Below are 25008 nucleotides of genomic sequence, written 5' to 3' on the forward strand. Positions count from 1 at the left end.
CTAAGTCAAAGCCAATACAATTGGGTTTTGTTAACACCAAACGACTTTGTCGCATCTTTATTGCCAAAGTAAACTGTCGGTCCATTTTTAGTAATTTTCTTTAATCGATACCATTCTACTAACCAAGTTTAATTTCTCTGTCCGCGGTGGCGATTGTTTCTTGGCGGTGAGCCACGCTAATTCGTGTGATTTTCATCTCACTTAGTGTCGCAACCACTTTCTTTTCCATGTCAGGATCAAGTGCCGACGTAGCTTCGTCCATAAATAGAATCGACGGATTGGCATATAAAGCACGTGCAATTAGTATTCTCTGCACTTGGCCGCCACTAAGCGAACTACTGTGACTACCGGCAACTACCGTATGAAATTGCATTGGCATCGCCATAACTTCATCGAACACGTGGGCACGTTTTGCCGCTTCATATACGCGCTGTTCATCAATCACCATATCGGCAAACGCTATATTCATGTAGAGCGTACCCGATATCAAACCTTCTTGCTGACTAATAATAGCTACGTGTTTACGGTAATGACGTTTTCCAATGGCAGGTAACGGAATATCGTCGACTAAGATTTCTCCATCATTTGGGTCAATGACACCAGCTAAAAGCTTTATCAATGTGGTTTTACCCACACCAGAAGGGCCGGTAATAACTACATGTTCCCCTTCTTTAACGTTTATATCTAGGTCTTTGAATACGGGAACTCGTGAACCATCAAACGCAAAGCTCAGTTTTTCTGTTTTAACGCCACCTCGAATTGGTCGTTTAATTGCGCTGTCACCCAACATATTCTGCTCAACATCTTCCATTTCAATGTCAGACAAACGGTCTAAATCTACTTTCAATATCTTAAAAGTTAACACATTGTCGAGTAACGACTTACTTTGTTCAGAAAAAATCTCTCGATAAGCAATATACGCAAAAAGCATTCCCAAGGTAATTTCTTGCTGAATGACTGCCAATGCCCCGATGTATAAAATCACCAAACGCTCAGCATGGCCCAATAACTCATTGCTACTGGTGTACCAAAGCTTCAATTTAGATTGCACAACATTTGCGTTCATTTTTCGCAGATAAAACGCTTTCCATTGCTGATAACGCGCGCCTTCACGCCCATACAATTTTACGGCAAGCATATTGCTAATCGTTTCAAAAAACGTATGCGATTCTTTAACGCTTTCCGTAAAAAATGTCCCCGCAAACTGCACTTCCTTGCGCACAAGATAAATACGAATTAACGAATAAATAAGGAAGAATCCTGCGGATATCATTGCCATGATTGGCATATAAATAAACATTACAACAATGGTGACCAAGGACATCATGCCGTCAATAAAACCGTCGACCAACTGCTCTGTAAAGCTCTCTTTTAATTGGTCAAGAACTCTAAATTTAGTGTTAATATCTGCAATATTACGTGATTCAAAATACGTAATTGGCAACCTAATCAAACGCTGAAAAAAATATGATGAGAAGCCAGAGTGCCAGTGATAACCAATCACAATTGACGACCAGCCTCTAAATAAACGAACAACAAACACAAAAAGGGTTAAGCCAATCCCACCCGCAATGACAGGTAACAAGTATCGTTGTTCACCAGCCCCAACGAAATCATCAATAACCACTTGCGTTATTAAGGGAATACACATTACCAGCAGTTGCGCGATGAGTGTCAACGCGATTAAATTAAATAAGCCTTTACCCAAGCCATGTGAACGTGAAAATAGTTCTGTAAAGGTAAGGAGTTTCTTACTCTTTTCATTTGCACTTTCCCAACTGGTTTTAGCGACAGCAAAAGCCTCAGGTTGACCAATTTCTAACATCATTGCATAACCGGTAAAGTGCTTTGACACCTCATCTTCGGTCAAAACTAGTTTACCCACTGCTGGGTCGTGGATAGTGTACTTTTTGCCTCGTATTTTTTTTAGCACGACAAAATGCGATAAATCCCAATGCAAGATAGCAGGTAAGATTAATTCGGGCATATGCTCCATACCCAACTCATACACATCACCAATCATGCCTTCGCTTTCGCAGATACTCGATAGGTCGGCGATAGACATTCCATCCTTGCCAAAACGGTATTTACTGCGCAATTGATGAAGAGATACATCTAAACCATGATGTTGAAAACACATCACAAGAGAGGCTAAACCACATTCAGCAACTTCATTTTGGAGCACAACAGGCAGCTTATTGCCATTACCAAAAAACGAAATATCCATGTACTAATATATCTCCAGAGGGCTAAAGCGGACGGTCATGGCTAAGCTTCAAAATTAAACATTAGGTCAAACAACGACGTTCTATCTACAACGATGTCTGAATCGACTGCCATACCTGTCACCAACGTCACGTCACGCGGCACATTATCAATTTCGGCTTTAACGACAAAGTACGTAGTGTCTCCCAAGCCCTGCCCTTTTTTGTTTATCATATTTCCAGGCACTGGCGAGTTAGAGACTGATGTTACCGTGGCGTTTAGTGCACCATACTTATTCGATGGATAAGCCGCCACTTTCACTTGAATATGATTGCCGATTTTTATCTCTCTGTATTGTTTGGCAGGTACGTACAAAATCAAAGACGAAGTATCTCTGGCTTGCGACAATGTCAAAACAGACTGGCCAGATATAATCGGTAAACCTTTTTCAGTGAACAAGTTATCAACAATGCAGTTGCAAGGCGACAGCACTTGCAAACCATTTGTTAATCTCTCTTTACTTAAGGTCAGCCTTTCTATTTGCGTATTACCAGTGCTTTGCTGTTGTTTAAAGTTTTCTTCAACATTAAGCATGCGTAGTTCCAAACTGGTAATATGGCTTTTTTCTTTTATTAAATTCCCTTCGATTTGCGCCACTATTCTTTTTTGGTCATCTTCGAGTGTAGCTGCAGTTAAGCCTTGAGCAACATTCTGTTTGTATCGTTTAAGCACTTTTTTTTCGTTAACCAAAGCGTTTTCTATTTGGTTTATAACTGAGTCTTGTTCGACTAATTGCAAATCTATATTTTGCACCGTATTTAAATAGTAACGCCTTGATTCACTTAGTTGTTGTTCAATCGCTTGGATTTGTAAGCTAATATCTCTTAACTCGGTTTCTAACGACACCTTATTGCGACTTTCCAAATGCAATAAAGATTGCCCCTCACGCACTTCGTCGCCTTCGGTAACATGTATATTAGCAACAATTTGGTCATCTTCATTGATAACAATTTGATGATAATCTTTGCCAGCAATCACTTCACCAACCGCTAAAATATGAATCGGCAATTTAATAAAATAAAGAGATGTAAAAACAAACGCCAACAACACTAAAAATGCAAACGTATAAGCCGTGAGCGTTGGCGGCGACTGCACAAAAAATGGCTTTCTACCCTGTGAAAACACATTGTCTACAGATTCTTGGCGAAATGATACTTGCTCATCCGGTGACTCGGGATTACTCATCAATGGTACTCATAATAATTTTCGTATTAACAGGCGCTAAATAAATGAACTGCATATAAAGTACGAAAAACTGCAAAAAAATCATATCAATAGCGTAAAGACGGTAGAAAAGAGAATAAACGCTATATACCTGTAATTCAACCAAGGCTTACATTTGCCCTCATCATGGCTTGTTATGTGTGATTCATCATACGTGATTCATCATGCGTTAAGCACAGTCTGTTTAGCCAATGCGACACACTATTGTGATAATTCCGCTTAATTATCACACGCTTACATTGTATTGTTTACAAATTGTGAATATTTAATTTACATATCCATCTTATACTTTATTTACATTATTAGTTACCTGCTTGCTATGCCATGTATAAAACATTAAAAAAAATAATTGTTGCCGTGTCTCTCGTTACAACATTTGTCACAATATCAACTGCTGCTTTTGCGTTTGAATGGAACATCACCTCACTTCGAACGACCGTATCGAAACCAGATACCAGCCACACCTTGATTTTTGAGCCACCAAACAGCACAGACCAAAAAACAGCTTTTTTGTTGACACCTGTAAACAACGAAAGGCTCGGTTTTTTTGTAGATGTAAATGGTATTGAGATAGGCTATGCAGTGGACGTATTTCATGACGAAGTAGAAACCAAAACTCAAAACTTCTTATTCTCATACCGAAAGTTAAAACACGCCAAAATCACCTTAAATTATCAAATACTAAAAGGCCTGAATACCGAGATTGAAGACTTAAGTATTGGCAATACGAATGTGGGCTTTGAAAGCCAATTTCTTGAAAATACTAAATCTACAAAAATCGAGCTATTTGGCCAACACAACTTGTATACATTTAATGATAAAGCGTCGGTATTTGAACATTTTTTTTTGAACCGACCAAAGCTAAGCAATCATTTTGATTGGTCTGTCAGTATTGTTGGCGGTTGGTCGTTTAAACATTTGTCATTAGAAAGTCCAGAATCTATTTTAACGCAACCTAGCTTTTTAAACGATGCAGTACCTACAGTTGGTAACTTAGAGTCAAACTCGTTTAACGTAAATGTGGGGCCATTTCTTTCAGTAAATTTACCAAACAACTTTAACGCCTTTGCCGAATATAAAGTAGGCAGAGGCCATATTCGCAATACCAGCGCAGAAAACGGGTTAAAAGAGTCAGGGGACGAAAAAGCCAATGCGATAGGCGCAGGTATTTCTTGGACATCCAAAGACCAAAAAACCTTAATACTCTTACGCGGCTGGAACCAAAAAGGGCGTCATATTGAAACGTCATTTGGCGATTTATCAATAGTACGGTTTTTCTAAACAGCAGTAGCTAAAACACAAATAACTTGCAAAGGGCCAATAAAAAAGCCAACCGAAGTTTCGGTTGGCTTTTTGCATTTTTAAAGTACATCAGGATACATATTAATATCCGTGAGTAACCATGCGCTTAGTAAGTATACTTCGCTTGTAAGTACCACGTTCCACCATTAAATCCGAATGGGCTTGCTTCAGAATACAATTGACCGCTGCCGCCAGCACCTGGGTTCTCTTCTGGATACGCATCGAATAAGTTATCAACACCTAACACAAACTCAACTTGATCAGAATATTGATAAGCGACTTGTGCATCAACTAGCACTTCAGCACCTATACCATTCACGCCATTACCTGTATCGTCCCAACCACCATAGTAATTAGCACGTAAAAGCGTTCGTATGTTGCCATCAGTATGGCTCCAAGATACGTTAGCTCGAGTATTTGGTAGCAAATCTTCAATAGCATTTACGCGTCCAGCACTAATTGGGTTTACATCACCAACGCTGTCCACTTCAGTTTTATTGTAGTTAGCAGCAACAGTGATTCGAGAATCTCCACCCATGAAATCAAAGTTAATATTACCTACGATATCTATACCCGTGGTTGTGGTATCAAAACTGTTTGAAAAGAATCTAAACTGCGATAAATCATCTAAGCCAATAAAATCTTGGCGATTGATAGTACCTTGTGCGTCTAAGCTAGTTAATGCTTCGGATACGGTACCAAAATTAGCACCACCACCAGCAAAATTAAGTGCATCGAGGAAATCTACGTTAGCTCCTAACGCGACGCGATCAGTCAATTCAATATTGTAGTAATCTACTGTCCAATTAGTACCCGCTACTTCAAAACCGATACCAAACGAAAAGTTAACGGCCTCCTCAGGACCTAATTCAGGACGCCCATTACCCGCACTTTCAACAAAGTCAGCAGCTAATTGACCGGCAACCGAAGACAATGGCAATGTGCCTTGGTCAATCAACACCCCCCCAACGTTTTGCGTTGTCACGTTAGTGATGTTTGCTTGGCCAGCAGTCGGCGCGTGGAAGCCAGTAGAATAAGCTGCACGTAGCCTTACTTCATCTGTTAGATGATAAATACCAGCTAATTTAAAATCGGTCGTGTTACCAAACTCACTAAAATCTTCTGCACGAATTGCCGTTTGGAGCGTCAGGTTTTCTGTAACATCCGCCTCTAAATCGATATAAAATGCAGTACTGTCTTGAGACGCCGTTGTTGTTTCAGGGAAGCCACCGAAACCGTTGGAACTTGACGCAAAACCTTGGCTTGCCAGAGGCCCTAAAGCAAATGAAGCCGCATCACCGGCGTACAAATCAAACTCTTCCTCTCTGTATTCAGCACCAAACGCAATATTTAAGTCAGAGTACAAGCCAACATCTTGGGTATATACAAAGTTAGCATTAAACAATGTTTCCGATTGTTTTTGCCCACCAGGTACAAAATTTCTAGGCGTATCTGGGCCTAGTGACGCGTTAATCGAGTTGTTGATGAAGAAATCTGTTCTATTTGACCCTTGCTGTGCACTAACATCATAATACAAGCCATTCCCGATGCGTAAGTCGCCTTTAACACCAATCGTAATAGCTGTGTCTTCATTCGTTCCGCCAAAACGCGGTACAAACCCCGCAGGAATGGTTTCAATGAAAGAGAAACAATTTGCATCAGCAGTGACTTGCGCAAGGAAGGCAGGATCAGGGTTAACCCCGCCTTGACCACCAAGAGGAATGCCATCTATACAAGCGCCACCAGCGCCCAAACCATCTAAATCACCGACTAATACAGACGGTACACCATCGTCAGCTCTAAGGCCTGTTGTGGGATCAACTAGAGGACCTCTATAAACACCGCCGCGCTGACCAGATGGACCACCGACAACATTACGGTAAAAGAAACCACCCGTTACCATACGTTCGCCATAGTTACCAAATAAGTAAGCCGTCGCTTGCTCACTAATATCAAATTCAGAGTTGACAAAAAACTTAATGTCATCCTCTACATCAGGCTGTCCCCAATATTGCGGCACTTCGTTGGTGTAAGTATTGATTAGTTCAAAATCAGACACAGCGGTATAACCGTTAGCAATTTGGAATGCTACATCATCTCTCACGACAGAGCGTATTGTACCGTCAACTTCTCGCATTTCTGCAGTTATATTTACGAAACCGGCATCACCTAAGGGTAATCCTCCATTCGCTGATATAATAAAGTTATCTCCATCTCCTTCATAGGTAGACCCATATCTCGCTTGAACTTCAAAGCCTTCAGCATCATCCTTAAGAATAAAGTTCAACACACCGGCAATGGCATCAGAACCATATTGAGAAGAGGCACCATCTCTTAATACTTCAACTTGCTTAAGTGCCATCGACGGGATAGCAGAGATATCTACGCCTTGTGCGCCGTCAGATATACCACCTCCCAAGAAAGAAATAATGGAGCCACGGTGACGTCTTTTGCCGTTAAGAAGAACCAATACGTTATCTGGCGATAGACCACGTAAGTTAGCAGGCCTAACGATCGTAGCGGCATCACTGATAGGTTGAGAATTTATGTCAAACGATGGTACGGCAGTACGCAGCATATCCTGAACATCAGCAGATGAGTTTTGTCGAAACTCTTCACCACTAATGACATCAACAGGTACAGGAGAATCTGCCGCAGATCGGTTTGTCATTCGAGTACCAGTGACAATAATTTTTTCTGCTTTTAATTCTTCAGCATTTTCTTGAGCAAGGGCTGGAAGCGTTATCGCAATTGTGCTTACTGCAGACGCAGCAATGGCGCAACTAATTGCTTTAGTCAATTTAGACATGGAGGTTTTCATTGTATTTTCCCGGTTATTATTTTTTTATGATGTTGTAATTTATTTTTGTTTACACTTATTTTACAACTATCTATTTATTTTAGTTTTGAAGGTGCTAATTTTTTATTAGCACTTATCTTTATATACATCAAATAGTTAAAAAACAAATGATTTATATGATAAATGTCATTTTTACGATGAATCGAACAAAATTCGCGGTAAAATGTCATCCATTGGTAATATACGCTTCTTATTATTTGTCACATTATTTGATAGGTAACGAAATGTTAATTGCTATTAACATCAGGAAAGAACTACGTGCAAAAAACAATCAAATTAACTGTCATTTTAATATGCCTGTTTACCACAACATTTATTTACGCTTTTGACATCATTGCGCATCGCGGCGCGTCTGGTTTTTTGCCTGAACATACGAAAGAAGCGCTAGTTTTAAGCTATATGCAAGGTGCGGACTATATAGAACAAGACTTAGTCGCCACTAAAGACGCTAAATTAGTTGTGCTACACGACATCCATTTAGAAACGGTAACAAATGTAGAGCAACGCTTCCCTGACAGAAAACGCACCGATGGTCGATATTACGTGATTGACTTTACCTTCGAAGAACTTCAGACACTCAGCATTCATGAACGTGAGAACGCTGATGGTACAAGGGTATTTATTGATCGCTATTCAGGCTATGGAAATTTTAGCATTGCCAGCTTTGAAGAACACATAGAATTACTGCAGGAGTTAAATATGCGCTTTAATAGCGATACGGGGTTTTACCCTGAAATTAAGTCCCCTGAGTTTCATCTTCGTGAAGGCATAGATATTACAAAACTAACCATGGATGTGTTATCTACATATGGCTTAAACGCCAGAAATGCGAAAATTTACGTACAATCCTTTTATCCCCCTACGTTACGGCGAATCAGAACTGAATTCAAAAGTGACGTTAAGTTGGTTCAGCTACTAGCCGACAACGACTGGAATGAGTCTTCAGCCGATTATACTTGGCTCAAATCGATAGAAGGAATAAAGGATATTGCCACATACGCTGACGGTATTGGCCCATGGTTACCTCATATCTTAGAGGATGGGTATGGCAAACCAACAGCGTTGATTAAACATGCAAAATCCCAGAATTTGAAAATACACCCCTATACGTATCGAAAAGATGCAATGTTCGGTGACTTAAGCCCTGAACTTTTTTTTGAAACAATAAAGAACAGTGGGGTAGACGGCCTTTTTACAGACCATATTTTGCCGTTTATGGTAATAGACAAATCACAGGTAACTAATTAACCCGGATTCTGGTTACTTAAGACTTCGCCATACGAATAACTACACGCCTATTCTTTGCGCGATCAAGCTGATTGTCGTTAGGCGCAATATGACGCTTTTCACCGTAACCGTTAACTTCAATGCGTTCGCCGTCGACGCCCATTGATGCAAAATAATCTCTGATTTCATTTGCCCGCTTTATGGACAATTGCTCGTTTGCCCAACTACCACCGTAACTGTCAGTGTAGCCGGCCATTAAAACAAGTTCTAATGCCAAGTCTTCTTTTAAATAATCGCCAATCATATCAAGCCGACGTTGCGAATATTTAGTGAGTTCTGCACTATTTTTTTTGTAACTCAATACAGTATACGCAATGTCTTCGAAACTATACGGCAGCAAGTTGCTGATACAATTTGAGAACGTGCTATATTGGCTGTCAAAATTGCTCGCATTTAAACCAACTGCAACTTGATCATTTGGATTTAACCAGTCTTGATAAAGAATCGTCGGAAAGAATCCCTTCTCTAACTCAGTTAGCATTTGCCATGTCGCATCTTCCGGCAAATCTGCACTGTATTGCTTACGCAAATCCATACTTGCTAAGCGACGAGTTGCTACGCCAGGCATCCATTTGGGCGGTTTAGAATACAAGGTTGCAATATCGTACCTAGACGGTAATCGCTTCATATCAAGTGTAAATTCTACATTCAGTTGCTTTGACGCTTCAGACACAAATAATGCTTGGCCATATCCAGGTATTTCATGACTAAGTTCACAGGTTAACCGTGTTTGCTGCGACATTGACCAAGTCGAATCTTCCACATTTGCTTGATATTCGCGCATATTAGCATCCGCTGAACTCACTTTTAGTACTAAAACTAAACAAGTAGTCAGTAATGTCAGTTTTGGGAATAGCGTAGCAATGCTTTTTGTCATAATCTTTGTAATAATATGCGACTGTTTATCTGAACAGGTTATCGGCTTGAGACGCAAAAACTTAATGCCAATATTGTTGTCTTAGCACTGAATATGCTCTTAGTAAAAAAGGATGAATTACCCCTTATGTCGCTTCCCGATTTCCAAATTAAAGATAGATTTAGAGGCTACTTTCCGGTCATTATCGATTTAGAAACCGCTGGTTTTAACGCAAACACGGATGCAATCTTGGAAATCGCTGCAATTACCTTGGGCATCAAAGATAATTGCTTTGTTATCGACGAGTGTTTTCATGAACATGTGATGCCATTTGACGGCGCGAACATAGAACGCGCCGCCATTGAGTTTAACGGTATTGACCCTTTTTGTGCTTTAAGAGGCGCTAAAGCTGAAGACGAAGTATTTAAGTCACTCTGTAAGTTTATACGTAAAGCACAAAAAAAATCTGACTGTCAGCGCAGCGTTATTGTTGCTCACAATGCGGCGTTTGACCAAAGCTTTGTAAACGCCGCGATAGAGCGACATGATATTAAACGCACTCCCTTTCATCCTTTTGTGTCATTTGACACAACATCGTTAGCTGCAATGAGCCTTGGACAGACGGTTTTAGTTAGAGCGTGTGAAGCCGCGGGCATTAAGTTTGACCAAAATGAAGCACACTCGGCTTTATACGATACACAAAAGACTGCCGAATTGTTTTGCCACATGATAAATAACTACCATGCGCTTGGTGGTTGGCCTGTCGCAAAGCCACAAGATAAAAGTGCGAATACCTAACTAAGTCATTGCAAAAACAAGCAAATAAGAATTATTCGCAAAAAAGAACAGTTTTCACTTGCAATGAAACTGAATAACAACTATTATCATTTGCAATGAAATTAATAGGAAGTTTTAATGTTTGTTTGCATGTGCTACGGCATCACAGATTCACAAATTGAAGAAGCAGTACGTGACGGTGGTATTGGCAATATGCGTGAACTTAAAAGCAAGCTTGGTGTTGGTAGTCAATGTGGTTCTTGCGTACAAATGGCGCAACAAATTATCGACACCACCATTGTAGACGAATCTTTGTTCAAAGACGTCGGATAGTAACGAGGCATTTATAAACGATAGCGTCAATGGATTTCATAACGGATTAGACATAAAAAAAGTGGCGATGCCACTTTTTTTATGTCTACCCTATATATTTACGCCCTTTAGAAAAAGCTAACTACTTACTCGCTTTCTCCAACCGCTTCTTTAATTAGCGGCTGTAATTCACCTTGTTGAAACATTTCTAAAATAATATCGCAACCGCCTACTAACTCACCTTTTACCCATAGCTGTGGGAACGTTGGCCAATCCGCGTATTTAGGCAACTCAGCGCGAATATCAGGGTTTTGCAAAATATCAACATACGCAAACTGCTCGCCACAAGACATTAATGCTTGCGATGCTTGTGAAGAAAAACCACAACTTGGCAATTTAGGTGATCCTTTCATATATAATAAAATTGGATTTTCACTAATTTGCTCTTTAATTTTATCAATCGTTTCCATAATCATCGCTCTGTAATTTCATTAGCGTAAAGGTAAGGCCGAATGCCTCGAATATCAAGATGTATGAATAAATTTATCGCTATATCTCATAATAGGTGATCTAGATGATAAGAAAAACAGAAAAAACAGTACTAGATTAAAAACTTATAAGCGTAAGGGTTTAAAAATTCGATACAAACCCCTACTCTTTAGTTGCTTAGAAAACACATTTATTTAATGGAGAAAACACATGGCTTTTGAGTTACCAGCGTTACCGTACGAAAAAAATGCATTGGAACCACATATTTCTGCTGAAACTTTGGAATTCCACCACGGTAAACACCACGCAACTTATGTAACTAAACTTAACGGTTTAATTGAGGGCACTGAATTTGCGGGTAAGTCTTTAGAAGATATCGTAAAATCAAGTGATGGCGGTGTGTTTAACAATGCAGCTCAAATCTGGAATCACACCTTCTATTGGAACAGTTTAAGTCCAAATGGCGGTGGTGAACCAACTGGCGCTGTGGCAGATGCTATCAACGCTAAATGGGGTTCATTTGCTGACTTTAAGGCAGCTTTCAACGACAAAGCGGTTAATAACTTTGGCTCTAGTTGGACTTGGTTAGTAAAAACAGCTGATGGCAGTCTTGATATTGTGAATACTAGCAACGCTGGTACGCCAATTACTGAAGCAGGTGTTGTACCACTAATCACTGTAGATTTATGGGAACATGCATACTATATTGATTATCGCAATGTTCGTCCTAATTACTTAGAAGGCTTCTGGTCACTAGTAAACTGGGAATTCGCTGCAGAAAACTTAGGTGCGTAATCAACAAAATATGAATATTTTGCTCCTTGTAATATGAGCTTATATATTTCTCAAAGGCGGCCAATTGGCTGCCTTTTTTATTTATCTTTTAACTAGGGCTAAACTATTGCCGTATATAAAACATACACTGACCTTCTTGTTTGTTATGTTAATTGCAGGTACCGCGGCCGCAGCATTAACTGACTTAATTACACAGAAAAGCGTCGCGCCTATACCAGAAGCCGTCAGCAATAACGCAGTTACCTCCGTTGTTGTTGGTGATCAACAGTATATTTTGTCTTTTTCTGGCTTGGGCAAAGGTAAAAAAGCCCCTAATGTACACAACAGAACGTATATTTTTAACGTTCAAGACAACACATGGAAAAGAGGAAAAGATGTACCCATTCAAGCACCAGTGATATCTATTGATGATTCGGGTGAAGAGCACCGACTATTTGGTCGTTTGGCGAGCGTTGCGACAAGTATTGGTAAACATGCATATGTGTTTGGCGGCTATACAGTTGGCTATGACCATACCGAAGTATCCATACCAGATGTCTACAAATACGCAGTAGACACTGACACATTCACGCAGATGTCGCCTATGCCAGTCCCCGTAGACGATAGCATTGCACTTACGTATCAGTCTCGCTACATTTATTTGTTTAGCGGTTGGCACAACGATGGCAATGTTAACCTTGTTCAAGTGTTCGATACACAGCGCGATACATGGCAACAAGCATCTCCTTTCCCCGGGAGGCCCGTGTTTGGCCATGCCGGCGGTATTGTGGATGACACCATCGTTATTTGCGATGGCGTGAGTGTTAAATACTATGCCAATAAGCGACGAAGTTTTACCGCTGAACCTGCCTGCTTTATAGGAAAAATATCAACAGACAATCCAAATAAAATTGATTGGCGAACCTTGGCTCACCCAACCGGTAAGGCTAGATATCGAATGGCCGCCTACGGCGATGTCGAGCGTCAACAGCTTATGTTTGTCGGTGGCAGTGACAATCCGTATAACTATAATGGCATTGGGTATAACGGTGAACCATCAACCGCCGACGGCAGCGTTTGGATTTATGATATACACAAAAACACTTGGTCAGTTAAGGCCGGAAATCTTGAAACGATGGATCATCGCGGACTAATCAAGTTATCACAAAAGGACAAAAACAACTTCGCCACCATTGGTGGAATGAACAGCCAGCAAGAAGTATTAAATACCGTCAACATTCATTTTGAGCAATCAAAATGACGTAACGTTTAAATATAGATAAATTGAACTGTCTCATTAACTAATACTCAAATCAGATACAAATATAAGTAGGATTAATTCATGCACAAAATTGCGCTAATTACTGGCACTTCAACGGGTTTAGGGTATTCACTTACAATAAAACTTGCAGCGCTTGGCTACCAAGTATTTGCCACCATGAGAAACCTCAGTAAGGCTGAAAAGCTACGAAGTGAAATATCTGATAAAGGTCTACCGGTTGAAATATTGCCGCTCGACGTTCAAGACGAGCAAAGCGTTAAAACGTGTATTGCTAGCGTTATAGCAAAAACAGGAAAAATTGACGTACTCATAAATAACGCAGGCGCAGGATTCGTAAAAACAACGGAACATGCAACACCCGAAGAGATTGATTGGGTAATGGACGTTAACTTTCATGGGGTTGTACGCTGCACCAAAGCGGTATTGCCACATATGCGAGAAGCACGACGCGGGCATATTATTAATATTACGTCTGTTGGCGGTTTAGTTGGTCAACCGTTTAATGAATTTTACTGCGCGGCTAAATTCGCCGTCGAAGGGTACACAGAGTCACTTGCAAGCTACGTACAACCAACCTTTGGTATTCACTTTTCTGTCGTTGAGCCCGGCGGCATAAGTTCAGAGTTTGCAAACTCTGTATTGACACAACTAGAGCAAACTGGTGGCATGCCTCAAGGTGATTATTTACCTGTATTGCAACAATATATAAGCAATGCACAGAGCAGAGCTGCAAATAATGGCGCTTACCAAAGTGCCGACGAAGTCGCAGACAAAGTCATCGAAGTGCTAACAAACGATAATCCCCCCATTAGAGTAAGAACATCGGAATGGGCTGAAAACTTTGCCAAACTCAAAACACAAGCAGATCCTGATGGTAAAAAGATTCAACAGCAAATTGTTGAAACTATTTTGTGAATGATTCATTCATTGCCAAATTAAACGGCTACTGCGTTAAGACTGACTAAAGTCAACAAGGGTATCTCCTGCTAGTTGATACCCTATCCATTCGCTTTTTGGCTTGGCACCTATTGATTCGTAGAACTCGATAGATGGCGTATTCCAATCAAGTACACTCCATTCAAAACGTCCGCAACCTTTACTTACCGCTATTTTGGCCAGTTGTTTTAACAAGGCTTTCCCGGCACCCAGACCACGATATCCAGGTGAAACGTAAAGATCCTCTAAATACAAACCGTTTTTTCCTAGCCAGGTTGAGTAATTATAAAAGTAGACAGCAAAGCCAATTGCTTCAACGCTACCCTTATCTTCCTTTTCACATATGAGTGCTGAAACAGTAGACTCTTCGCCAAATATTGAGCGCTTTATATCGTCTACACTAGCGATTACTTCATGTTCTGCTTTTTCATATATTGCGAGTTCAGTAATGAAATGGTGAATTTGCGCAGCGTCATTAACGCTCGCTTCACGGATTATAATATTCGACATTGCGTATGCTTACCTTAGTGTTTCGCCAAAATTTTGGTGTATAATTTCAAATGGTTAAGTAAACAAGATAGCACTTAGTGAATACAAAAAAACGAAAAATAGTACTTTTTAATAAACCATTTATGGTACTGACACAATTTACCGACCAAGAAGGTCGAGCGACTCTCAAAGACTATATCGATATTCCCAATGTATATGCGGCAGGACGTTTAGATAGGGACAGCGAAGGTCTTCTTGTACTTACTGACGATGGAAAGCTAGCAAATCAACTTACAAGTCCGAAAAAAAACACAAGTAAAACCTATTGGGTGCAAGTAGAAGGCATACCAAACGCACAAAAACTCGCAAAGCTAAGTGAAGGCGTACGTCTTAAAGACGGTATGACACTCCCTGCCAAAATTAAGATAATAGACGAACCACAAATATGGCCGCGTACCCCACCTATTCGAGAGCGCCGAGAAATTCCAACGAGTTGGTTGTCAATCACAATCACCGAAGGGCGTAATCGTCAAGTGAGACGCATGACTGCGCATATTGGACACCCTACGCTACGTTTAATCCGTTACCGAGTAGGCAGTTGGACAATTGATGGTATTGCAAACGGCGAGTACACCGTTATTTAATACCATAAATGCACATAAAAAATGCATAATAGATAGCCTAGAGCAATATCCAAAAAACACATTATCTGCTATACTCCGCGCTCGAAAAATTTACGTAAATTTATTTATTAATTTCTTAGGTTGATTTGTCTAGCATTTATGTATCGTAAGCATTACAGCCTCAGCTAAAGAGTACCCATTACTGAATGAATACCTCAGTCACAACAAGCACAAATTCTGCCACAACAGGCAACGCCAACATTAAGGTTATTGTTGGTATGTCAGGTGGTGTTGATTCCTCCGTATCTGCCCTGTTATTGCAACAGCAAGGCTACCAAGTGGAAGGCTTGTTCATGAAAAATTGGGAAGAAGACGACAACGATGAATATTGCGCCGCCGCTGAAGACTTAGCGGATGCACAAGCAATTGCAGACAAACTCGGGATTAAATTACATCGCATAAATTTTGCAGCGGAATATTGGGACAATGTATTCGAGTATTTTTTAGAAGAGTACAAAGCTGGTCGCACACCAAACCCCGATATCATGTGCAACAAAGAGATCAAGTTTAAGGCTTTTTTGGAGTTTGCCGCTGAAGATTTAGGGGCAGATTACATTGCCACCGGGCATTATGTGCAACGCCGCTTGCATGATGGGAAATGGCAGATGATCCGGGGCTTAGATCAAAACAAAGACCAAAGCTATTTTTTGTATACCCTTAACCATGAGCAAGTGGGCAAAACGTTATTCCCTATTGGCCATTTAGAAAAGCCGGACGTACGCAAAATTGCGGAAGAAAACGGATTAGTGACGCACAATAAAAAGGACAGTACCGGTATTTGTTTCATTGGCGAACGTAAATTTAAAGATTTTTTGAGTCAATATTTACCCGCGCAACCCGGTATTATCGAAACCGTGGACGGTGAAGAAATAGGCAAACACGAAGGGCTCATGTATCACACGCTTGGGCAACGCAAAGGCTTGTACATTGGCGGCACAAAAGACCATGGTGAAGATCCATGGTACGTTGTCGGCAAAAATCTTGAGCAAAATGTACTTGTTGTCGCACAAGGCGCCAATCACCCCTCGCTTTACTCAAACGGATTAATTGCCTCTCAGCTACATTGGGTTGACCGCACTAACTTTAACGAACCAACGAGAATGGTCGTTAAAACTCGTTATCGACAGAGTGACATTGCTTGCATACTTTACCCAAATGGTGAAGATTGCATCAAAGTAATATTTGATGAACCACAAAAAGCCGTCACCCCCGGGCAATCAGCCGTATTTTACATGAACGATATATGTCTTGGTGGCGGTATTATTGATGCCTTTCTTAAAGATTCAGACAAACAAAGCGTCGAAAATGACGGTATGAGCACTCACTATTCAAGCGCCGCTGTAGAAGAAAATAAATGATAACAAAAGACCAAGAAAGACAACTTGCGCTAGCGGGAGCATGCCAAGCAGCCGCATTGGTAAAATCCATTGCAAGGCGCGGCGTAGTAGATGCTGATGCGCTTGAAGCGAGCATTTCAAGTATTTTAGTCACCTCCCCTGAGAACACCCAACAAGTGTATGGCGCAAATTCTAATTTGCGTGTTGGCTTTGTAACACTCGTAGCACAGTTAGATAATAGCGGGCAAAAAGATGCAGAACTCACACGGTATATCGCCTCAATTCTTAGTTTAGAACGTAAACTGGCGAAAAATAAGAATGCACTCAACGAGTTGGCGCAGCGCGTATCGCATGTGCAGCGTCAATTAGCACATGTCGACTTTGAGCATCAACAAATTATCTCCTCTCTAGCGAGTATATATTCAGATATTGTTAGCCCGTTGGCACCTAAAATTCAGGTAGCCGGTAACCCGGAACATTTAGGTATTGAATCAAATCAGAAAAAAGTACGCGCCTTACTGCTTGCAGGTATTCGATCGACGGTGCTGTGGCGACAGTTAGGTGGGCGACGCAGAGATATACTTTTTTCACGCAAAAAAATTGTTGCATCGGCTCGCGAAGCCATGCGTCTTGTGAATTAACTTCTAGGAAATCTAATGGATTTATCAAGCTTAACCGCGCTTTCTCCCGTTGATGGTCGTTACGGTAGTAAAGCCGCCGATTTACGTCCTTTTTTCAGTGAATTCGGACTCATTAAACACCGCGTTGAGGTAGAGGTGCGCTGGCTTCAAACGTTGTCTGAGCAGGCAGAAATTATTGAAGTACCCGCCTTTAGCGACGACGCAAATGCCCTACTAAATAGCATCGTTGATAACTTCAGTGAATTAGATGCACAACGTATTAAAGATATAGAACGCACAACTAACCATGATGTCAAAGCCGTTGAATATTTTTTAAAAGAAAAAGTAGAAGGCCTAGAAGAACTTAATGCCGTCAATGAATTTATTCATTTTGCGTGTACTTCCGAGGACATTAATAATTTGTCCCACGCGTTAATGTTAACCAACGGCTTGCAGGCAGTTGTCATTCCTCAGTGTCAACAAGTTATTGATGCAATTGTCGCATTGGCAAAAGAATATCGCAGTATGCCGATGATGTCGCGCACCCACGGACAGCCAGCTTCACCATCTACGATGGGTAAAGAAATGGCAAATGTTGCCGTGCGTTTACACAGACAGTTAGTACAAATTAAACAAGTCGAAATATTAGGTAAAATCAACGGCGCTGTTGGCAATTATAATGCGCACCTCAGTGCATACCCTAATTTGGATTGGCATGCGTTCTCACAAAATTTCGTTGCGAGTTTAGGCCTCACACATAATCCATTTACAACACAAATCGAACCACATGATTACATCGCCGAACTTTATGACGCAATTGCACGTTTTAATACCATCATCATCGATTTCGATCGCGATGTATGGGGTTATATCGCACTAGGGTTATTTAAACAAAAAACCATTGCCGGCGAAATTGGCTCGTCGACAATGCCGCATAAAGTTAATCCAATTGACTTCGAAAACTCAGAGGGCAACTTAGGTATTGCAAACGCAATACTGAACCATTTGAGCGCAAAATTGCCCGTGAGCAGATGGCAGCGAGACTTAACAGATTCGACTGTATTACGTAATCTTGGTGTTGGCCTTGGTTACGCTGTGATTGCTTATCAAGCGACATTGAAAGGCATCAGCAAACTACAAGTAAATGAACAGGCCTTGCTTGATGATCTTGACAATAATTGGGAATTGTTGGCTGAACCAATTCAAACCGTCATGCGACGCTACGGTATCGAAAAGCCATATGAAAAATTGAAAGAACTCACGCGAGGTAAAAAAGTAAACGCCGAGATCATGGCTGATTTTATAGACAACCTTGAGCTAAGTACTGAAGTAAAAGCAGAACTTAAAACACTGACACCTGCTAATTATATTGGTGATGCAATCCGTCTGGTAGATCAGTTGGAAGACGCACTCAAATAAGCCACACTATGCTCACATTTGGTCATCATGGAAGAGACGAATGTGAGCAATCGCGTCGCACACTCCCCTTCTCAATACACACAATTTACGCGTCACCAAATACTTTCTAGAATCATACTAATTCTATGTTCGATTGTTTCAATTCAATCACTTAAATTAGCATGGTTTAATGAACACCATACGCACTTGGTCAACATGCTAATACATCTTGTCGGCTTTTTAGCTTGTTGGGCATTATTACAACAAGGGCTATTTAAGATAGCTCGCACTCTATTGTTTTCTTTATATATCAGTTATATAGGTGTTGCCTGTTACCTCTGGCAATTAAACCTCAACTTACAGTACTTCTACCTATTGGCAATATTCATTGCAAGTTTACTTTATAAAAAGCATGAATCGAACGAGTTTTACTGTGTGTTAGCGCTGCTCTTAAGCTGCTTTGTTTATTTTCATTTAAGTGTCGATCCCCTTTCAACTAACAAACCTAATTTAGTGCATTTAGCCGCAATCAATAGTTTCACTCTCATGCTATCTTGCGTCGCTTGTGCATTTCATTTGCGCTTTATGATTAACGCCAATTGGCAATCATTGCAACAACACAACAATCAACGGAAATACATTGTCGACAAACTTATTCCAATAAGTTTTCAATCGGGTTTATCTGAATTAAGCGGCGCTGCTAAGCCAAGCTTAGACGCCCCGACGACGAGCAATATGCAGGCGAACTATTGTAGTGTCGGATATATCGACTTTGTAAACTCGACAAATTTAATTCACAGTATTGGAGAACAAAAAGCACTCACACATTTTCAGCAACTATTTGTCGCTTTTGACCATGAAACACAAAAATACAACGCGCACCGAGTAAAAACCAATGGAGACCAATACATATTCGTTATCGGCCTAAACCAAAATATTGACGACGGGACGAATTGTAAAACACAGGCAATAGATGCTTGCAAACTCAGTGCAGCCCTGCAAGGTATTGTAAATTCATCGCCATACTATCCTGACCTGAATTGCAGAATAGGTATTGGCAGCGGTATCATTTACGCAGGTGTTATTAATCCCGCTCATCCAAATTTCGATATCTGGGGAGAGACGGTTATTCGAGCCGCTAGATTAGAAGCCTATGCCCAAGCTGGAGAGGTTTTAGTGGATAAAAACACACATCAATTGAGTGAAAGTGATATTAAATTTAATGCCTTAAATAAAGTTGAACTTAAAGGCTTAGGGTTGACTGAGTTTTCATCTTTTGCTCATTCGGAGTGAGTGAGCAAATGCTTAGTTATGAGCTTATACACGAAGATTTACAATATTCGCCCAGATCATATACTGGGCGTAGATAACGCCATGTGTTATTGAATATCCAAAGGCTCAAAACTCTTCACTAATTCATCAATAGATTTCATCTGTCGCAGGTAAGGTTCAAGTTTATCTAATGGCAAGGCACAAGGTCCATCACATTTAGCGTCGTCGGGGTTTGGATGAGATTCAATAAACAAACCCGCTAAGCCTAAGGCCATGCCACTTCGTGCTAGTTCTGCAGCTTGGCGTCTGCGACCATCCGCAGAGTCGCTTCTACCACCTGGTTTCTGCAGGGCATGCGTTGCATCAAAAATCACCGGTGCCATTGGCTTCATTTCGTCCATACCGAGCATATCGACCACAAGATTGTTGTAACCATAACAGCTGCCGCGCTCACACAAGATAATTTTCTCGTTTCCACCCTCTGCAAACTTTTTAATGATATGACGCATTTCATGAGGCGCTAAAAACTGCGGCTTCTTCACATTAATAACAGCATCAGTTTTTGCCATAGCCGCCACAAGGTCAGTTTGTCTAGCCAAGAACGCGGGCAATTGAATAACATCTGCAATCTCAGCTACGGGTGCAGCCTGATGTGGTTCATGCACATCGGTAATAACAGCCACACCAAAGGTATTTTTTATTTCTTCAAAAATCTTTAGGCCGTCGTCCATACCCGGGCCGCGATAAGAATACATTGATGAACGATTGGCTTTATCGAATGAGGCCTTAAACACATAAGGAATATTTAATTTTTGCGTCACTTCAACATACGCTTCGGCGATTCGCATAGCAAGATCACGTGATTCCAATACATTCATTCCACCAAATAAAACAAACTGCTTATCGTTGGCAACGTGAATATTACCGATGTTCACTTGCGTGATCGTACTCATAAAATTTCCTTAATTAAAATAAACTGTTTTTTGAAATAGCGACGCTTGCTGTAACGGCTAGCCATACGATAGCGCTGATTAAGCCCACTACTCGCATCATGTTGTTTCTTGCCCATTTAAGCGCAAACGACACAGACAGCACATACAACACAAAACCTAAGGCTTTTGATGCCAGCCATTTATGATCATACGCCCCTACTTGGACAATCATAGTTACCGCCGTGATGATGGCGATGGTGTATAGAATGTGTGGAAGTATTTTTAGCCACTTTTTTTGAGCAAACGGTAATTTGAACATTATTGCTGCAAACGCCACAAAAAAGATCACTAAAGACAAAACCATGGACGTTTGGTGAAGGTGTTTCAACATCATGTACATTGTAAATCCTTATTTTTATATTTCTTATATATTCAATGTATAAATACTAGCATTTTAAATAAGTAGACCACCAGTCACTCGGGGCTGAAGATTTAAATCACATTTGGTTTCAATTGACGAAAAACCATGTTTAGAGAAGAGTGTTTGCACTGCATGTGCTTGTTCAAAGCCATGTTCAATCAACAGCCAACCTTTTGAATTCAAGTGCAAAGGCGCTTGTTCGACGATTTTTTGAATATCAGCCATACCATTGTTTTCTGCTATCAATGCCGAATGTGGTTCAAAACGCAAATCTCCTTGCCTTAGATATTTGCTATCAGGCTCGACATAAGGCGGGTTGCTCACTATCAGATCAAATGCCTTTGGTGTTTCGGTTTCTAGTACAGAAAACCAGTCACTCTGCACAAAACTGACGGACAGTTTGTTCATTGCAGCATTTTGCTTAGCTAAGGCAACGGCTCCCTCGATACGGTCGAGACCTGTTACCTGCCAACGAGGTCGCTCTTTGGCAATAGCTAGCGCAATTGCACCAGTGCCAGTACCTAAATCTAATACTTGTGGCTGCTCAGCTATATTGAGGTTAATCGCCCACTCGACCAATGTTTCCGTATCCGCTCGGGGAATCAGTGTATGTTCGTTGGACAATAAATCTAAGGTCCAAAATCCTGTTTTGCCAAGTATATAGGCGACTGGCCTACCCTCACTACGCTGTTGAATGAAAGAAAAGTAGGTATCCTGAAGCGCATCAGGCAATAAATCATCCGACGCAAGTATGTATTGTGCCGGGCTAATATCGAGCAAGGACTGCATTAGCAATTTTGCTTCAAATACTGCATCTTGCAATGCGACCGAGTGCTCGCCTTGTGCTTGCGGCATTTGTTGCGCCTTTAACAGAATATCTTTGCCGCGCGCGACAGCTTCTCTAATTAGCATCGAGCGTACGCCCCCTGCTTCTTATTGCCCATCGCCTGAAAGTGCGGCTAGTAAGTCCGCTTGATGCTCTTGACGAATTGGATCAGCTAAGGCTGCCAAGTCACCCGCAATCACGTCATCTAATTTATACAGGGTTAAGTTAATTCTATGGTCAGTCACACGACCTTGCGGAAAATTATACGTGCGAATACGCTCTGAGCGGTCACCGCTTCCAACGAGTGAACGGCGTGTACTTGCTTCTTCAGCGTCACGCTTGTCTTGCTCTAGTTGGTTTAAGCGCGCTTGCAGCACTGACATCGCCTTAGCGCGGTTTTTGTGCTGACTACGTTCATCTTGACATTCAACAACCAAGCCGGTTGGTAAGTGGGTTAAACGAATCGCAGAATCGGTTTTGTTAACGTGCTGCCCACCAGCCCCAGAAGCTCTAAACGTATCTATACGCAAGTCACCAGAATTTATTTCGATTGCCTCTGATTCAGGAATTTCGGGCAAAACGGCAACCGTACATGCTGACGTATGAATACGCCCCTGAGACTCTGTTTCAGGCACGCGCTGTACCCGGTGACCGCCGGATTCAAATTTCAAAATACCATATGCGCCATCGCCAGAAACATTGGCAATAACCTCTTTGTATCCTCCATGTTCACCTTCATTAGCGCTCATAAGCTCTACGCGCCAGCCTTTACTTTCAGCATAACGTGAATACATTCTAAATAAATCACCGGCAAAAATACCTGCTTCATCGCCACCTGCCCCCGCCCGAATTTCAAGAAAACAACTGTTATCGTCATTCGGGTCTTTTGGCAACAATAAGACTTGTAAGGACGTATCCAAGTTTTCAAGGTTTGCTTTTGCTACCTTTAATTCTTCTTGCGCCATTTCACGCATTTCAGCATCGTCTTCTTGTAACATTTCATTCGCAGACTCAAGGTCTTCCTGCGCCTGTTTATACTCACCAAATTGTTTGACGACTTCTTCTAGCTGCGAATATTCTTTTGACAAAGCCTTAAATCGATTTTGATCACCAATAACGTCTGGATCACCTAATAGTGCCTGTACTTCTTCAAAACGCTCAACCAATGTTTCAAGTTTGTATATAACAGAGTCTTTCATTTATATCCTGTTTGTCTATTCGTCATTATTGACGTTTTTATCATCAAGCATTAATCCGTTTTTTAATACGTCGATTGCGTCCATATTCTTCGATTGAATGCCTAACTGTATGGCTTTTGTTGGGCCATGCATTAACTGTTTAGATAACTTATTTGCCAGATTAGATAGCACCTCTGATGGGTTCTCTCCCTGCAAAAGCAAACTTTGGCTTTTTGCCAATAATTCTTCTGTCAGCAATTCTGCCTGTGTTCGGTAACTGCGAATTAAATCAACATGCTTAGCATGCTCTAGCCATTGCAAAAATTCCGCGGCCTTTTCATCAACAAGTGCGCTCGCATGGGCTGCCGCTTGCTCTCTATTTGCTAAATTTTGAGAAATGATATCTTGTAAATCGTCTACCGTATACAAATACGCGTCATCTAAGGCTTCGACTTCCGTCTCAATATCACGTGGCACCGCTAAATCAATCAGTAACATTGGTTTATGTTTGCGTTGCTTCAGTGCAGTACTTACCATGCCGGTGCCAATCAAAGGTAGTGAGCTTGCAGTAGAGCTAATCACGACATCCGCACCAGCCAAATGTGAAGGTATCTGACTAATAGTAATAGCTTCACCATTGAGTTCGTTAGCGAGGCGTTGTGCATTTTCAAGTGTCCGGTTAGCCACCACAATACGCTTAACGCGTTGTTCTGACAGATGCCGACCAACTAATTCAATGGTTTCTCCCGCACCGACTAACAACACACTACTTTTTTCGATGGAAGAAAATATCTGCTTAGTAAGTTGTACGGCAGCAAAAGCAACAGACACGGCATTGGCTCCAATGTCCGTTTGCGTGCGAACTTGTTTGGCCACTGCAAAGGTTGTTTGAAATAGTTTATTTAATTGCGTACCGACAGTACCTGCGCGCTTTGCTTCACCATATGCTTGCTTTACTTGCCCTAAAATCTGGGGCTCACCCAATATTAGAGAATCAAGGCCGGACGCTACCTGCATTAAATGCGTGATCGTGCCTTCTGTATCATGCTTGTATACATGTGGTAGCAAAGCATCTTTATCAACGCTATGAAAATCTGCTAACCAATTTTGCAGCGCATTTTCGTCTAAACCATTAGCAGCATATATTTCTGTACGATTGCATGTAGACAAAATAACAATTTCTTGCTCACTGCCAGTATTCACAAAACTAGATAATGCCCGCATTAATTTATCGGGCGTAAACGCTACACGCTCCCGCAACGCGACAGAAGCAGAGTTATGATTAATCCCGATAGAAACGAACGGCATGGAACTGATTGAAGGTACCTTTATCTAAAATCGTCGCATTGTAGTAAAATACTGGGTATTTTAAAATAAAAGATTAACAAATGCTTGATAATGGAACATATTTTTTGTCATAAACACTATGTCTTTTGTCGTAAACGTTACACCTTACATTAAACGAGAGAAAATGCAGAAACAACAAAC

General features: G+C 41.1%; 23 protein-coding genes. 12 read left to right on the forward strand and 11 right to left on the reverse strand.

Annotated elements, in window-relative coordinates:
* Positions 1–118 precede the first annotated feature (118 nt).
* Together QQK00_RS06495 and QQK00_RS06500 are read right to left on the reverse strand one after the other, a co-directional pair.
* Positions 119–2227 carry a peptidase domain-containing ABC transporter gene (locus QQK00_RS06495; protein ID WP_284216670.1) on the reverse strand — a complete coding sequence of 703 codons (2109 nt, stop codon included), beginning with the start codon at positions 2225–2227 and terminating at the stop codon, positions 119–121.
* 41 nt (positions 2228–2268) lie between these two features.
* Positions 2269–3450, reverse strand: a complete 1182-nt coding sequence (locus QQK00_RS06500; protein ID WP_284216671.1) for an HlyD family secretion protein — start codon at positions 3448–3450, stop codon at positions 2269–2271.
* 363 nt (positions 3451–3813) lie between these two features.
* On the opposite strand from QQK00_RS06500, the gene QQK00_RS06505 reads away from it, so the two are divergent.
* Complete coding sequence (locus tag QQK00_RS06505; RefSeq protein ID WP_284216672.1) at positions 3814–4770, forward strand: hypothetical protein; 957 nt, start codon at positions 3814–3816, stop codon at positions 4768–4770.
* 127 nt (positions 4771–4897) lie between these two features.
* Here the strand turns inward: QQK00_RS06505 and QQK00_RS06510 are convergent, their stop codons facing one another.
* Positions 4898–7612 (reverse strand): TonB-dependent receptor plug domain-containing protein, encoded by a 2715-nt coding sequence (locus QQK00_RS06510; protein ID WP_284216673.1) that lies wholly within the window; start codon positions 7610–7612, stop codon positions 4898–4900.
* A gap of 297 nt (positions 7613–7909) precedes the next feature.
* On the opposite strand from QQK00_RS06510, the gene glpQ reads away from it, so the two are divergent.
* Positions 7910–8899, forward strand: a complete 990-nt coding sequence (gene glpQ / locus QQK00_RS06515; protein ID WP_284216674.1) for a glycerophosphodiester phosphodiesterase — start codon at positions 7910–7912, stop codon at positions 8897–8899.
* A gap of 16 nt (positions 8900–8915) precedes the next feature.
* Here glpQ and QQK00_RS06520 read toward each other — a convergent pair whose 3' ends face one another.
* Positions 8916–9722 (reverse strand): flagellar protein MotY, encoded by an 807-nt coding sequence (locus QQK00_RS06520; protein WP_284217573.1) that lies wholly within the window; start codon positions 9720–9722, stop codon positions 8916–8918.
* 219 nt (positions 9723–9941) lie between these two features.
* On the opposite strand from QQK00_RS06520, the gene rnt reads away from it, so the two are divergent.
* Both rnt and QQK00_RS06530 read left to right on the forward strand, forming a co-directional pair.
* A complete protein-coding gene (gene rnt / locus QQK00_RS06525; protein WP_284217574.1) occupies positions 9942–10592 on the forward strand; it encodes a ribonuclease T in 651 nt (216 codons plus the stop codon).
* 117 nt (positions 10593–10709) lie between these two features.
* Positions 10710–10904, forward strand: coding sequence for a (2Fe-2S)-binding protein (locus QQK00_RS06530; protein WP_284216676.1), 195 nt, complete (start codon positions 10710–10712; stop codon positions 10902–10904).
* 125 nt (positions 10905–11029) lie between these two features.
* Here the strand turns inward: QQK00_RS06530 and QQK00_RS06535 are convergent, their stop codons facing one another.
* Positions 11030–11353 carry a Grx4 family monothiol glutaredoxin gene (locus QQK00_RS06535; protein ID WP_284216677.1) on the reverse strand — a complete coding sequence of 108 codons (324 nt, stop codon included), beginning with the start codon at positions 11351–11353 and terminating at the stop codon, positions 11030–11032.
* Between the two features lie 229 nt (positions 11354–11582).
* Here QQK00_RS06535 and sodB point away from each other — a divergent pair, with 229 nt between their 5' ends.
* From sodB to QQK00_RS06550, 3 genes are all read left to right on the forward strand, one after another.
* On the forward strand, positions 11583–12167 hold the full coding sequence (sodB, locus tag QQK00_RS06540) for a superoxide dismutase [Fe] (protein ID WP_284216678.1): 585 nt from the start codon (positions 11583–11585) through the stop codon (positions 12165–12167).
* 106 nt (positions 12168–12273) lie between these two features.
* Positions 12274–13407 carry a Kelch repeat-containing protein gene (locus QQK00_RS06545; protein WP_284216679.1) on the forward strand — a complete coding sequence of 378 codons (1134 nt, stop codon included), beginning with the start codon at positions 12274–12276 and terminating at the stop codon, positions 13405–13407.
* Positions 13408–13488: 81 nt separating this feature from the next.
* Positions 13489–14343 (forward strand): SDR family oxidoreductase, encoded by an 855-nt coding sequence (locus tag QQK00_RS06550; RefSeq protein ID WP_284216680.1) that lies wholly within the window; start codon positions 13489–13491, stop codon positions 14341–14343.
* A gap of 36 nt (positions 14344–14379) precedes the next feature.
* On the opposite strand, the gene QQK00_RS06555 is transcribed toward QQK00_RS06550, so the two are convergent.
* On the reverse strand, positions 14380–14874 hold the full coding sequence (locus QQK00_RS06555; protein ID WP_284216681.1) for a GNAT family N-acetyltransferase: 495 nt from the start codon (positions 14872–14874) through the stop codon (positions 14380–14382).
* A gap of 77 nt (positions 14875–14951) precedes the next feature.
* Between QQK00_RS06555 and QQK00_RS06560 the strand changes: the two genes are divergently transcribed.
* From QQK00_RS06560 to QQK00_RS06580, 5 genes are all read left to right on the forward strand, one after another.
* A complete protein-coding gene (locus QQK00_RS06560; RefSeq protein WP_284216682.1) occupies positions 14952–15497 on the forward strand; it encodes a pseudouridine synthase in 546 nt (181 codons plus the stop codon).
* 185 nt (positions 15498–15682) lie between these two features.
* Positions 15683–16894 (forward strand): tRNA 2-thiouridine(34) synthase MnmA, encoded by a 1212-nt coding sequence (gene mnmA / locus QQK00_RS06565; RefSeq protein ID WP_284216683.1) that lies wholly within the window; start codon positions 15683–15685, stop codon positions 16892–16894.
* A complete protein-coding gene (hflD, locus tag QQK00_RS06570; RefSeq protein WP_284216684.1) occupies positions 16891–17514 on the forward strand; it encodes a high frequency lysogenization protein HflD in 624 nt (207 codons plus the stop codon). The genes mnmA and hflD overlap by 4 nt, the downstream gene beginning before the upstream one ends.
* Positions 17515–17529: 15 nt before the next feature.
* Complete coding sequence (purB, locus tag QQK00_RS06575; RefSeq protein ID WP_284216685.1) at positions 17530–18912, forward strand: adenylosuccinate lyase; 1383 nt, start codon at positions 17530–17532, stop codon at positions 18910–18912.
* A 27-nt stretch (positions 18913–18939) separates the two neighbouring features.
* Complete coding sequence (locus QQK00_RS06580) at positions 18940–20184, forward strand: adenylate/guanylate cyclase domain-containing protein (RefSeq protein WP_284216686.1); 1245 nt, start codon at positions 18940–18942, stop codon at positions 20182–20184.
* 86 nt (positions 20185–20270) lie between these two features.
* Here the strand turns inward: QQK00_RS06580 and kdsA are convergent, their stop codons facing one another.
* From kdsA to hemA, 5 genes are read right to left on the reverse strand one after another with little or no spacing between them, the layout of a single operon-like run.
* Positions 20271–21116 carry a 3-deoxy-8-phosphooctulonate synthase gene (gene kdsA / locus QQK00_RS06585; RefSeq protein WP_284216687.1) on the reverse strand — a complete coding sequence of 282 codons (846 nt, stop codon included), beginning with the start codon at positions 21114–21116 and terminating at the stop codon, positions 20271–20273.
* Positions 21117–21129: 13 nt separating this feature from the next.
* Entirely contained in the window at positions 21130–21489 is a 360-nt protein-coding gene (locus QQK00_RS06590) for a SirB2 family protein (protein ID WP_284216688.1), read from the reverse strand.
* 60 nt (positions 21490–21549) lie between these two features.
* Positions 21550–22428 carry a peptide chain release factor N(5)-glutamine methyltransferase gene (gene prmC / locus QQK00_RS06595; RefSeq protein WP_284216689.1) on the reverse strand — a complete coding sequence of 293 codons (879 nt, stop codon included), beginning with the start codon at positions 22426–22428 and terminating at the stop codon, positions 21550–21552.
* A gap of 21 nt (positions 22429–22449) precedes the next feature.
* Positions 22450–23541 carry a peptide chain release factor 1 gene (gene prfA / locus QQK00_RS06600; RefSeq protein WP_284216690.1) on the reverse strand — a complete coding sequence of 364 codons (1092 nt, stop codon included), beginning with the start codon at positions 23539–23541 and terminating at the stop codon, positions 22450–22452.
* A 15-nt stretch (positions 23542–23556) separates the two neighbouring features.
* A complete protein-coding gene (gene hemA / locus QQK00_RS06605) occupies positions 23557–24828 on the reverse strand; it encodes a glutamyl-tRNA reductase (RefSeq protein ID WP_284216691.1) in 1272 nt (423 codons plus the stop codon).
* Positions 24829–25008: the final 180 nt, after the last annotated feature.

The sequence above is a fragment of the Agaribacter marinus genome (genome assembly GCF_030160655.1).
Lineage (GTDB): Bacteria > Pseudomonadota > Gammaproteobacteria > Enterobacterales > Alteromonadaceae > Glaciecola > Glaciecola marina.